The organism is Peribacillus frigoritolerans (assembly GCF_030676415.1).
Classification (GTDB): domain Bacteria; phylum Bacillota; class Bacilli; order Bacillales; family DSM-1321; genus Peribacillus; species Peribacillus frigoritolerans_A.
The window spans coordinates 50876-63283 of sequence record NZ_JAUUTW010000005.1 but is presented as its reverse complement, the minus strand read 5'-3'; the positions used below and the strand labels follow the sequence as shown (position 1 = coordinate 63283).

The window sequence follows — 12408 nt, the reverse complement described above, 5'->3', positions numbered from 1 at the left end:
TTTTTTTTTGGAATAGGAAATAGTTTCCCTTTTGCATAGAACGTTCATTCGGTAGAATAGGAGTATGAGGTGGGTATATGAAACTGCGAAAAAATTTACAAGAAGTCATCAGGGATTTAAAAACAAATGAAGATTTTAAAGATAATATAGTACATTGGCAAGTAATTGAAGCAAAAGAGGCAAAACATGTTCCATTTCCCGATGCAATGAATGACAAGATCAAGCATGCTCTTGAAATAAGGGGGATAAATGGGTTGTATACCCATCAGGCAACTGCATTTGATACTGCTGTCAGGGGCAATAGCCTTGTAGCGGTCACACCTACAGCTTCTGGTAAAACATTATGTTATAATTTGCCGGTCCTTCAAAAAATATTGGAAGATAAAAAAACTAGGGCGCTTTATATTTTTCCGACAAAAGCGCTGAGTTATGATCAAAAAAGTGAATTGAATGAAATGATTCATGAAATGGATGCTGAGATAAATAGTTATACATACGACGGGGACACACCTTCAAATATCAGGCAAAAAATCCGCCAGGCCGGGCATATCGTGATCACCAATCCCGATATGCTCCATTCTGGAATCCTGCCCCATCATACGAAATGGGTCTCTTTGTTTGAAAACTTGAAGTATGTCGTCATCGATGAACTTCATATTTACCGCGGCGTTTTCGGAAGTCATACAGCCAACGTCATAAGAAGGTTAAAAAGGATCTGCAAGTTTTATGGAAGCGATCCTGTATTCATCTGTACTTCCGCTACGATCAATAACCCAAAAGAGTTGGCAGAGGAGCTTACAGAAAAACAAATGGTCCTTATCGATAATAACGGAGCCCCAAGTGGGAAAAAGCATTTTGTGTTTTACAATCCCCCAATAGTCAATAAACCGCTGAACATACGAAGGAGTGCGGTTTTGGAAGTCCGGAAGCTGGCAAATGAATTTTTGAAAAATAAAATTCAAACGATCGTTTTTGCGCGAAGCAGGGTTCGTGTGGAAATTCTATTGACCTATTTACAGGAACTTGTGTCAAAGCAATTGGGGCCAAAATCGATCAGGGGCTATCGCGGTGGATATCTGCCAACACAGCGTAGAGAAATTGAACAAGGCCTCAGGGATGGTTCCATTTATGGAGTGGTTTCTACAAATGCACTTGAGTTGGGTGTCGATATCGGCCAGCTTCAGGTTTGCATTATGACTGGTTACCCTGGATCGATATCGAGTGCCTGGCAACAGGCGGGACGAGCAGGAAGAAGGCATGGTGAAGCATTGATCATCATGGTCGGCAGTTCTAGTGCCCTTGATCAGTATATCGTACAGCATCCCGATTATTTTTTTACCAGAAATCCAGAAACGGCAAGAATCAATCCGGATAATCTTTTGATCTTGGTTGATCATGTAAAATGTGCAGCATATGAGCTGCCATTTAAAAAAGGCGATACCTTTGGGAATACGGAGATTATGGACGTTCTTGAATTCCTTACAGAAGAAAGGGTCTTACACCTAAATGGGGACAAATGGCATTGGATGAATGATGCTTTTCCCGCAAGCAATATCAGCCTGCGTTCAGCGGCACAGGAAAATGTCGTGATCATCGACCAAACGAATGCACCGGTTAATCGGGTCATAGGGGAAATGGATACGTTCAGTGCAATGACCCTTCTCCACGATGAAGCCATTTATTTGCACCAGGGAATTCAATTTCAGGTGGAAGAACTTGATTGGGATGAAAAGAAAGCTTATGTACGTGAAGTCAATGTGGATTATTATACGGATGCTAACCTTGCTGTTCAGTTGTCTGTATTGGAAGTCGATAAACAGCGAACTTTCGCTTCCACAGCAGCTGCTTTTGGTGATGTCGCAATCCGGGCAATGCCTACGATCTTCAAAAAAATCAAATTCGAAACTCATGAAAATATTGGTTCAGGACCAATCAGTCTCCCGGAGATGGAACTGCACACGAGTTCGGCCATGCTTTCCATGGATTCTGATATATTCAATTGGGACGAAAATCGAATAGAACAAGGAATGATAGGTGCCTCCCATGCTCTTAATTACATGATTCCGCTATATGTTATGTGCGATCCGCATGATATTCATGTTTATCCGCAGGTTAAGGCAGCGCATAATGAAAAACCGACCATTTTTATCTATGATAGTTATCCGGGAGGCATAGGGTTAAGTGATAAAGTATATGAAAACTCTGAAGTCATTCTGCATGAAACAATATCAATGATCGAAAATTGCACTTGTGAAAGCGGCTGTCCTTCCTGTATCGGGACGGAATCCGCAACGAAAACAGCCAAGAGTGATGCCAAACAATTATTAAGTCAATTTTGTAAGCAAAACCATTAATAGATTGCAGTGATAAGTGAAAAGAGGTGTGATTTTATGTCTTTAAAAAATAAATTGAACCGTATGAAAACGCATATGAACCTAGGGAAACATCCTTCTCCTGTAGAAGAAAATGACCAGAAAGTGAATGACGAAATTCCTTACTTTGAAAAGTGGCTGGAGAACGATACCGTTTCCTTTCAATTCGATGGTGACTATTGTTTCATTAGGGAAGTCCGCTACCCTATAAATCACAAACACGGGTTATATGCATTTTCCGAGCTGAAAAAGGTCGTAAAAGAGTGGAATCGAACTTCATTGGAGCATCCCCTATCCGCTAGGGGCGTTAAAAGTGAAGATCTGTTTTTCTTCGATACGGAAACGACAGGGCTTGGAGGCGGAGCCGGCAATACGATTTTTTTACTTGGCTATGCGTATTTAGAAGGTGAAGAAGTAGTCGTGAAGCAACATATCCTTCCGCAGCCTGGAAGTGAAATCCCGCTTTATCAAAGCTTTCTGGAAAACATCAATTACGAAACGCTGGTCACATATAATGGTAAATCCTTTGATTGGCCCCAGCTAAAAACCAGACATACCTTGATAAAAGAACATGTACCAAAATTACCGGAATTCGGACATTTCGATTTATATCATGCTTCAAGACGCCTTTGGAGAAACAAATTGGAACGAGTGAAATTATCAGTAGTCGAAACAGATATTCTAGGTGTACATAGGGAAGGTGATATTCCAGGATATTTGGCACCGATGATTTATTTTGATTTTGTTGAGCGGAAGAATCCGGAAATACTGTTTGGGATCATGAAGCATAATGAATTGGATATCCTATCACTGATCACATTGTATATTCATTTGTCCCGAAAAATCCTCCAAATCGATGGGTATACGGAAGAGTCCATGGAAATTGCACGATGGCTCGCATATCTGGGAAAAAAAGAGGAGTCGGTCGAGACATATGAAAAAATAGTGGAAGCGGGGAATGAGGAAGACCGGATAATAGCTGGCCATGCCTTAGCCTTCCAGAAAAAGAAGCAAAAACAATTCAATGAAGCGTTGGGAATTTGGAAGGAAGTCGCCTTAAAAGGGAATGTGCAAATTAGGATACAGGCACAGATTGAATGTGCAAAATTATATGAACATCAATTTAAGGAAGTCGGTCTAGCTTTAAAATGTTCAATAATCGCACTTCAAGAGATGGTGAGGGAAGGGACCTTGCCAGGGAAAAAACAATTGGAATTGGAAAAGAGGATTCATCGGCTCGAAAAGAAAGAGCAATCTAAGGGTATTTCTGTATAAAATATGGGAATCGAAAGGGTCTTTTAGTGCAAAAGGCTGAAAATAAAAAATATGTATACAATTATTGTAGCCTTCAACTATTATGTGTAAAATGGAAAGGGTTGAGGGTGAAATTCCGAAGCGTTCATTTCATTCCTTTACATCATAAATTCAAGGTGAAAGCGGAGCGAAGAAATGTATAAAACGACTTTATTTCTATTTTTTGTTGTCCTTTGTTTAACGATAGTATTATTTACTTCATTAAAAGACAGTCTCTATTCCTTTTTATAGAAAATTCCTCAGTTCATTTGAAGGTTAGCCAGATTTTATAATAATAGTGTACTTATTGATAGCCATACGTAGTTTTATACTTATACTGTATAAATAGGTCATTTCATCAGTACACGTATCCCTTTCTTTTCATAGTCTGTAATGGTAAGACTAAACTTATCATGATGAAAGGGGACGTATTATAAATGTATTTTCGTAATTGTGGAGGAAATAAACCCCATGTAATGGGAGCATCCAACAATGTAATGGGAGCATACGGGAACGCACCTGGAGTAATGGGCGCATCAACCGGTAAACACCCCAACAACGTAATGGGCGCATCAACCGGTAAACACCCCAACAATGTAATGGGTGCGTCAACCGGTAAACACCCCAACAACGTAATGGGAGCGTATACTAGTCCAATGCCAACGGCTGTGTCTCCAGCGCAATATGGTCCAACACAAACATCTCCATCTCAAGTTGCCCCAGCGCAAGTCTCTCCAACACAGCAATATGTCAATACGAATGTATCGAACACAGTGATTCCTGTCGTTCATCCATCACATACTACAAATGTCAATAAACATGTGAACACGTATAAGCATTATTTCCCGCATACTCAATCCGTGGTGAACGAGTGCTATAATCAACACTTGATTTGTGGAAGGCCGCCGCATAACCCACACTGTCCGCCTAGGCATTTCGGTTATTAAAAATAAGGGCTTATTAAGCCCTTGTTTTCTTTCATAATCATGTTAAAAGGAGATTAGTCAAGTGATGAAGGTTTTGTATATGACGGGCTACAAAGCTTTTGAATTCGGGATATTCAAAAATGACCATGAAGCCGTAAAATATATAAAGAAAGCGATGAAGGAGCGTCTCCTGACATTGGTGGAAGATGGGCTGGAATGGGTGATCATCTCAGGTCAGTTGGGTACGGAACTATGGGGTGCCGAAGTGGTGTTCGAATTACAGGAAGAATATCATCAGCTTAAATTAGGGGTGCTTACTCCTTTCCTGAAACAGGAAGAGTCATGGAACGAGACGAATCAAGACTATTACCGATCCATATTGGCCCGTGCCGATTTTGTTGAGTCCATTTTCAACAAACCATATGAAGGGCCACAACAGCTGAAAATCAAAAATAGGTATATGGTCCATAAAAGCGATGCCATGCTCATCATTTTCGAAGCTGAAAAAGAAGGATCAGCCCGATATCCTTATTTCGAGGCGATGAAAAAAGCCGAAACACAGCCATACCCCATCTTTCAGATAAACTTTGATGATCTGCAACTGGCTGCGGAAGAAGCGAGCTGGACCGAAGAATGATGGAGTGAAAATAATTATGGATTAAAAGTTGTTTCTAAAGCATAATCATATTATGATGAAATCTAGATACAGATTTAATGGGAATACATATCGTTCATAGAAACAGTGAGTTTACAAAAAGGTGTTTCGTTGACAAACCCAAGCAGATTTGAAAAAATAATAAAAAGTCGATTGTATTGGCGAAAGTATTGAGGTGAAGTCTTATGCTATCCGATAAGATAAAATTAACGGCTAAAGATATTCTTGAAAAAGATTTTAAAACAGCCATGCGCGGTTATAAACCTGAAGATGTGGATCAATTCCTGGATCTGATCATTAAAGATTATGAAGTGTTCCATCAGGAAATTGAAGATCTTAAACAAGAAAATCTTAAATTGAAAAAACTAGCCGAAGAGAGTACAAAACGTCCAAATCAACCTGCTCCAAGTGCCACTCCGGGAACCACTAACTTTGACATCCTTAAACGGTTATCCAACTTGGAAAAGCACGTTTTTGGTAACAAGCTTTTTGACTGAGATTTTGCATTGTAAAAATGAAAATGATTTTGGTATTGTGTTTTCATGAATAATGGAGTATAATCAATAATGTTATGTTAACGTTTGGGTAATTGCTGCTGCATTTATGCAGTAGAGGAAAGTCCATGCTCGCACGGACTGCGATGTCCGTAGTGTTCGTGCCTGGCGAAAAAATAAGCTTGGGCAGCAATCTTGGATTGCTGACGGCTGGGAAAATGCCTAAGTCCTTTGGGATATGGCATGAATACCTATAAAAGTGCCACAGTGACGGAGCCTTTACAGAAATGTAAAGGGTGGAACGAGGTAAACCCCACGAGCGAGAAACCCAAATTAATGGTAGGGGCGCTTTCTTCCTCGGAATTGAACGAGGAGAAGGACAGAAGCACATGCTTCTGTAGATAGATGATTACCGCCGAAGTACGAGACGCGAGTCGCTTGCAGTACTGAGGAACAAAACATGGCTTACAGAACGTTATCATATAACACCAAAAGCACAACTCTCCTTTTAAAAGGGGAGTTTTTGTTTATGGAGATTGCCCGATTATAAAAAGATTGGGCATTTCCATTTATTTTTCGTTTTCTGAAACACCGCTGTGTTAAACTTAGAACTTGGCATGTTTTTCATTCCATCCGAAAAGTGTCAAGCGGAAAGAAAATGGCTTGAATGAAGTCTGTCGGTAACGTTTTTAAAAATATTGTTGGAATGTTAAGCATTTTCATGATTCTGGGTATCCTATTTATAAAGGTTCCTTAACTCTTCTGTTAGCCCTAAAATGAGGTATCAAGACAGAAACTTCAAATTTTAGGATAATGGATGGGAAGCATACATAATTGGTTTGGATGATTTCAATCATATAATTGCAGCGTGTATCTTAAGGTACATGGATAATTGAGTAAAGCTTTATTTCACGGTAATTAATAAATGTTCTCGCTACATGATCATGATATAAGCTAGGCAAACAATGAAGAATACAAACTAAAATATAAAAAGGCGGTGGACCTTTTGAATAAGGTTTACCTGTCTAAAATCAATGCCTAATTCTTAAGTACATATATGAAAGAAATTCGCGGAAAAGGTGCCATTGATTTGCATTAATGGAAAGAAGGTGCAGGATTAATGAAACAATTCGATATTATCGCAACATCAGCAATGGGATTGGAATCAATTGTCGCCAAGGAGGTTCGGGATCTTGGTTACGATTGTCAAGTCGAAAATGGTAAAATCACGTATAAAGGGGACCAATCTGCCATTGCCCGCTCTAATTTATGGCTGCGCAGTGCCGATAGGGTGAAAATTAAAGTCGCAGAATTTAAAGCATATTCATTTGATGAGTTGTTTGAAAAAACAAAGGCCTTGAATTGGGAAGATTACTTATCAGCCGATGTCGAGTTCCCCGTGAGTGGAAAATCCGTTAAGTCAAAGCTATACAGTGTCCCTGATTGTCAGGCTATCGTCAAAAAGGCGATAGTTGATAGATTGAAAAGCAAATATAAGCAAGTATCTTGGTTTGCAGAGACTGGTCCTTTGTTTAAAATTGAAGTGTCTATTTTAAAAGATGTAGTGACACTTACCATGGACACTTCAGGTGCTGGTTTGCATAAACGGGGATATCGGACAGGGCAGGGGGAGGCACCCCTTAAAGAAACATTGGCAGCTGCGTTAATCATGCTGACCAATTGGAAACCGGATAAACCTTTCATAGATCCATTTTGTGGATCTGGAACGATTCCCATCGAGGCGGCCTTAATTGGGCAGAACATTGCACCTGGGTTTAACAGGGAATTCGTATCTGAAACCTGGTCATGGATGGACAGCAAGGTTTGGGATGAAGCGCGGATTGAGGCTGAAGATTTAGCCGATTATGATCAGTACTTGGACATAACCGGTTGTGATATTGACCATCGAATGGTCGATATTTCTAAAGCGAATAGTTTTGAAGCCGGACTTGGTGATTTGATTGAATTCAAACAAATGCAGGTGAGGGATATCTCGACCAGGAAAGAGTATGGTGTCATTGTCGGGAACCCGCCTTATGGAGAACGTCTTGGTGAGCAAAAAGCGGTTGAGCAGATGTATAGAGAAATGGGCCAAGCCTTCAAGAAGCTTGATACATGGTCTGTATACATGATTACCTCCAATCCTGACTTCGAACAGCATTACGGTAAGCCTGCAACGAAAAAAAGGAAATTGTTCAATGGTTTCATCCGTGCTGACCTTTATCAATATTGGGGGAAAAGGCCGCCAAGACAACCTCAAGGTGAATAAATAGGTAGAATATAACAGAGGATTTAGATAGTCAGGACGATTTATTCATAATAGGTTCCAGTCTTGCTTATCATTTCCTTTTCTGTTATTCTAATAATGAATTATTTTTGTTCAGATTTAAGGAATACCTTAATATTCAATGAGCAAGGATAGTAATATAATGTGTGGAGAACACACTAGGAGGCAACAAAAATGGAACAAGGTAAAGTAAAATGGTTTAACGCAGAAAAAGGTTTTGGATTCATCGAACGTGAAGGTGGAGACGATGTATTCGTACATTTCTCAGCTATCCAAGGCGAAGGTTTCAAAACACTTGAAGAAGGCCAAGACGTTACATTTGATGTAGAACAAGGTCAACGTGGACCACAAGCATCAAACGTAAACAAAGCTTAATTCAACCCTATATTATTTACAGACAGGCTCTCTATTGGAGCCTGTCTTTTATTTTACGAATCGGGGCAACCAGGCAGCATACATAATACGTTTCATTTCTGATGGTTGGTAAATATCTTGACTATTAATGTGAAATAAAGGATAATATACTTTTGCTTAAGATTATAATGATTCGGATTCTATATACTGATGATAGATAAAAGGGGAGACCATGATGCTTAAAACACTGCCTTTTTCGGTAACAAAGGAAGATTCTTTTTACGATAAGCTTTCAGAATGGATCGGTGATGTTTTTTACGATATTCTTCCCGAAAAAGGATTTGAGCTGCGTGACGAACAAATCTTCATGGCTTTTCAGTTAGAAAAAGCCTTTAAAGAAAAGAATGTAAGTTTTGCTGAAGCAGGGGTAGGGACCGGTAAGACATTGGTCTATTTACTATATGCGATTTGTTATGCGAGATATACGAATAAACCGGCAATTATTTCGTGTGCAGATGAAACGTTGATTGAACAGCTTGTCAAAGAGGAAGGCGACATCCAAAAAATCAAGAATGCTTTAGGTATTGAAGTGGATGTTCGGCTTGCCAAATATCACGATCAATATGTATGTCTTAAGAAATTGGATTATGCAGTGAATCATGAAGATTCAGAGGGAATAGATCAGCTATATGATGAACTTCCCAAGTTTGTCCATGATAACTCATCGATGAACGCCTATACAGCATATGGGGACCGTAAACAGTACCCATATTTAAATGATGAAGACTGGTCTAAAGTTGGCTGGGATCAGCTCCAAAACTGTTTTACTTGTGATAAACGCCATCGTTGTGGGCAAACTCTATCACGGGACCACTACCGAAAATCAAGTGATTTGATTATTTGTTCACATGACTTCTTCATGGAGCATGTATGGACTAAGGAAAAGCGTAAGCGTGAAGGACAGTTACCATTGCTGCCTGATCATAGCTGCGTTGTCTTTGATGAAGGTCACTTATTGGAATTTGCTGCTCAAAAGGCTTTAACTTATAAAGTTGGGGAACAAACCCTTGCTTCGGTTTTAGAATTGCTTACAGCCAATCAGGTTCGTGAAGAAACCTTATACATCATTGAGGATTTAATTGATATCAATGAAGAATTTTTTGATTTGTTGGATGAAAAAGCGATACATGTCAGCGGATCTAATCGTTATGAAATCCCGATGTCCAAAGAAATAACAAGCTTTGCCCAAAAGCTTCACAAAAAGGTTGAAGAGTTAGAGGAGAACCTTGTTTTTGAAGCGGAAATGTACACGATCAATGATTATGATTTAAAAGTGACGGAAGAATATTTAGAGCAGCTGGGCTACTCCCTTTCTCTATTTGTGAAGGATGAACAGGCCGTTTCTTGGTTTGAAGAAAATGAAATGACCAAAACTTTGGTCATCATGCCAAGGCTTGTACAGGATATTTTGTCTGAACAGGTATTCTCTAAAAAAATCCCTTACATTTTTTCATCGGCAACATTATCGGATAATAAATCCTTCCAGTATATTGCAGATAGTTTAGGGATAGAAAAGTATGACAGCTTCTCCGTTGAATCACCATTTGATTACGATGAAGTCATGAAAATGAACATGCCGGCCTTCGAAAATGGAGATCAATTGGCAAAACTTCAATATACGATGAAGACAATTGAGGAAAATGAAGGTCGAACACTAGTGTTGTTCCAGTCAAAAGAAGAATTGCATTGGTTCAAGGAAAACTGCAAAATTTCTTCTTATCCATTTTATTTTGAAGGGGAAGCGGAAATCAGCGAGCTTGTTAAGAAGTTCCAAGAGGATGAGCAATCTGTCCTTTTCTCCTATCACTTATGGGAAGGGCTTGATGTTCCAGGGCCTTCATTACAAAATGTAGTGATACACTCCCTTCCATTCCCGCCACGCGATCCAGTTTTCGAGGCCAAACGCAACTCGGTTACCGATGCATTCGAAGAAGTGGATCTTCCATACATGCTCCTTCGATTGCGTCAGGGAATAGGGCGTTTGATCAGGACGAGCAATGATTCGGGAACAGTCCAGATTTTGATTGAAAAGGATCTTTCGGAACAGGTGAAAGAGAAGATTGTATCCATTCTTCCTGTAACGCTTTAACTAAGGTCCAATCCAAACTAAGAGCCAAGGTCCCCCTTGGCTCTTAGTTTATTTTAATTTATTAATCGGAGTGGTTCTGATATGAAAGATTTTTGTATAATATGGTAAAGTGTAGTTGGAAGGAGCAGTGAATATGAAAAAAAAGGGTATAGATCTGATAGAAAAAGATTTTAAAGAATATGTAAAGAAAATCTCGGCCTATAATGAAGCTCTCGCGTTAATTTTTTGGGATTTGCGTACAGGTGCACCGAAAAAGGGAGTTGAGCAACGTTCCGAAGTTATCGGCGTGCTTTCCTCCGAGGTGTTCAATATGAGTACAAGTAAAGAAATGGAATCCTTCATTGCAGAACTTTCGATGGAGAAAGCCACAATTAGTGAAACGACAAATAAAATGGTACAAGAGTGTAAAAAAGAGTTTGAAAGGAATAAGAAAATTCCTGCAAACGAATATAAGGAATTCGTCATTTTACAATCACGTTCTGAAAGTGCATGGGAAGAGGCAAGGGAAAAAGCGGATTTTTCTTTATTTCAACCTTATCTGGAGCAAATTGTAGCTTATACCCGTAGGTTCGTAGAGTACTGGGGATATGAAGGGACGAAGTATAATACCCTTTTAGATATGTATGAACCAGGCATGACTGTAGATATACTTGACAGCGTATTCAGTGAGCTTCGTTCGAGGATCGTTCCTTTGGTAAAACAGATTGCTGAAAGCGAACATAGACCTGAAACAGCGTTCCTTTATAAAGAATTTCCAAAAGAAAAACAGCATCAACTCAACTTGGAAGTTTTAAAACAGCTAGGATACGATTTCAAGGCTGGCAGGCTGGATCAAACTGTTCACCCTTTCGCGACTGGAATAAATAGGGGCGATGTCCGGGTGACGACCCGATACGATGAAAATGATTTTAGGGGGGCAATCTTTGGTACCATTCATGAATGTGGGCATGCCATTTATGAGCAGAATATCGCCGAAGAGTTAACCGGAACACTTCTCGATAGCGGGACATCAATGGGGATCCATGAATCACAATCTTTGTTTTTCGAAAACTTCATTGGACGGAACCGCAGCTTTTGGAAAAATAAATTCTCCTTATTAAAAGAGTATGCTCCCGAACAATTCAATGATGTGACGCTGGATGAATTTTACCGGGGCATTAACGAATCAAAACCATCGTTCATCCGTATTGAAGCTGATGAACTGACGTATCCTCTACATATTATGATTCGGTATGAACTGGAAAAGGCTCTCTTTAATGGAGAACTTGAAGTGAAGGATTTACCGGAAGTCTGGAATGAAAAATACAAGGATTATTTGGGAATTGTGCCTGAAAATGATGCCATGGGCGTGCTGCAAGATGTACACTGGGCAGATGGCAGCTTTGGTTATTTCCCTTCTTATGCATTGGGCTATATGTATGCAGCCCAAATCAAGCAATCGATGCTTAAAGATTTGCCAGATTTTGATGGACTGTTGGAAGCGGGTGATATTGCTCCAATCAGGAAATGGCTTAATGAAAAGATACATAAATACGGAAAAACAAAAAAGCCTCTTGAGATTTTGAAAGAAACGACAGGGGAAGGCCTGAATGTTCAGTATTTAATAAAGTACCTTGAAAATAAATATAAAGAAGTTTATAAAATCAAATGAATCAAAAGAAGAAGGCCTTGGGTTAAATGACAAGGCCTTCTTCTTTTTTTGGGGTCGCTACAAAAGAGCATGTGTGTAATACTAGTAAATGGAATATGAAGACGGGGTGATGTTTTTCTTGATAGGAAAATCCATGTTATTTAGGCTTGGTGATTTCACAATTTTCTAAGAATACGAATGATGACTTCTTTTTTTAATTGAAAGTTCGGTTTTTTATCAAAAATTAC

The 12408-nt window shown here is 39.4% G+C and carries 9 protein-coding genes and 1 other RNA gene; all 10 read left to right on the top strand.

From position 1 onward, the window contains the following. Positions 1 to 77: 77 nt before the first annotated feature. The 10 genes from Q8G36_RS06845 to Q8G36_RS06800 all read left to right on the top strand — a co-directional run bounded on the left by Q8G36_RS06845 (position 78) and on the right by Q8G36_RS06800 (position 12181). Positions 78 to 2354, top strand: coding sequence for a DEAD/DEAH box helicase (locus Q8G36_RS06845; RefSeq protein ID WP_305160046.1), 2277 nt, complete (start codon positions 78 to 80; stop codon positions 2352 to 2354). 36 nt (positions 2355 to 2390) lie between these two features. Further along, on the top strand, positions 2391 to 3647 hold the full coding sequence (locus tag Q8G36_RS06840) for a ribonuclease H-like domain-containing protein (RefSeq protein ID WP_305160045.1): 1257 nt from the start codon (positions 2391 to 2393) through the stop codon (positions 3645 to 3647). 674 nt (positions 3648 to 4321) lie between these two features. Next, the gene (locus Q8G36_RS06835) at positions 4322 to 4612 is read left to right on the top strand and encodes a CotD family spore coat protein (RefSeq protein WP_305160044.1); all 291 of its coding nucleotides are present in this window, start codon (positions 4322 to 4324) and stop codon (positions 4610 to 4612) included. 64 nt (positions 4613 to 4676) lie between these two features. Beyond that, positions 4677 to 5228 carry a DUF1273 domain-containing protein gene (locus Q8G36_RS06830; protein ID WP_305160147.1) on the top strand — a complete coding sequence of 184 codons (552 nt, stop codon included), beginning with the start codon at positions 4677 to 4679 and terminating at the stop codon, positions 5226 to 5228. Positions 5229 to 5431: 203 nt separating this feature from the next. After that, complete coding sequence (gpsB, locus tag Q8G36_RS06825) at positions 5432 to 5743, top strand: cell division regulator GpsB (protein ID WP_076365757.1); 312 nt, start codon at positions 5432 to 5434, stop codon at positions 5741 to 5743. A gap of 80 nt (positions 5744 to 5823) precedes the next feature. After that, an RNA gene (gene rnpB, locus Q8G36_RS06820) (RNase P RNA component class B) lies at positions 5824 to 6213 on the top strand. Positions 6214 to 6860: 647 nt separating this feature from the next. Further along, on the top strand, positions 6861 to 8009 hold the full coding sequence (locus Q8G36_RS06815) for a THUMP domain-containing class I SAM-dependent RNA methyltransferase (protein WP_305160043.1): 1149 nt from the start codon (positions 6861 to 6863) through the stop codon (positions 8007 to 8009). A 192-nt stretch (positions 8010 to 8201) separates the two neighbouring features. Beyond that, a complete protein-coding gene (locus tag Q8G36_RS06810; protein WP_034307871.1) occupies positions 8202 to 8402 on the top strand; it encodes a cold-shock protein in 201 nt (66 codons plus the stop codon). Between the two features lie 211 nt (positions 8403 to 8613). Beyond that, on the top strand, positions 8614 to 10530 hold the full coding sequence (locus Q8G36_RS06805) for an ATP-dependent DNA helicase (protein WP_370694040.1): 1917 nt from the start codon (positions 8614 to 8616) through the stop codon (positions 10528 to 10530). A gap of 133 nt (positions 10531 to 10663) precedes the next feature. Continuing rightward, complete coding sequence (locus Q8G36_RS06800) at positions 10664 to 12181, top strand: carboxypeptidase M32 (protein WP_305160041.1); 1518 nt, start codon at positions 10664 to 10666, stop codon at positions 12179 to 12181. The last annotated feature ends 227 nt before the right edge of the window (positions 12182 to 12408 follow it).

Excerpts from the sequence above, each read along its gene's own strand:
- Q8G36_RS06830 (WP_305160147.1), top strand. The coding sequence starts at position 4,677 with ATGAAGGTTTTGTATATGACGGGCTACAAAGCTTTTGAATTCGGGATA.
- gpsB (WP_076365757.1), top strand. The coding sequence starts at position 5,432 with ATGCTATCCGATAAGATAAAATTAACGGCTAAAGATATTCTTGAAAAA.
- Q8G36_RS06840 (WP_305160045.1), top strand. The coding sequence starts at position 2,391 with ATGTCTTTAAAAAATAAATTGAACCGTATGAAAACGCATATGAACCTA.
- Q8G36_RS06815 (WP_305160043.1), top strand. The coding sequence starts at position 6,861 with ATGAAACAATTCGATATTATCGCAACATCAGCAATGGGATTGGAATCA.
- Q8G36_RS06805 (WP_370694040.1), top strand. The coding sequence starts at position 8,614 with ATGATGCTTAAAACACTGCCTTTTTCGGTAACAAAGGAAGATTCTTTT.
- Q8G36_RS06845 (WP_305160046.1), top strand. The coding sequence starts at position 78 with ATGAAACTGCGAAAAAATTTACAAGAAGTCATCAGGGATTTAAAAACA.
- Q8G36_RS06800 (WP_305160041.1), top strand. The coding sequence starts at position 10,664 with ATGAAAAAAAAGGGTATAGATCTGATAGAAAAAGATTTTAAAGAATAT.
- Q8G36_RS06835 (WP_305160044.1), top strand. The coding sequence starts at position 4,322 with ATGCCAACGGCTGTGTCTCCAGCGCAATATGGTCCAACACAAACATCT.
- Q8G36_RS06810 (WP_034307871.1), top strand. The coding sequence starts at position 8,202 with ATGGAACAAGGTAAAGTAAAATGGTTTAACGCAGAAAAAGGTTTTGGA.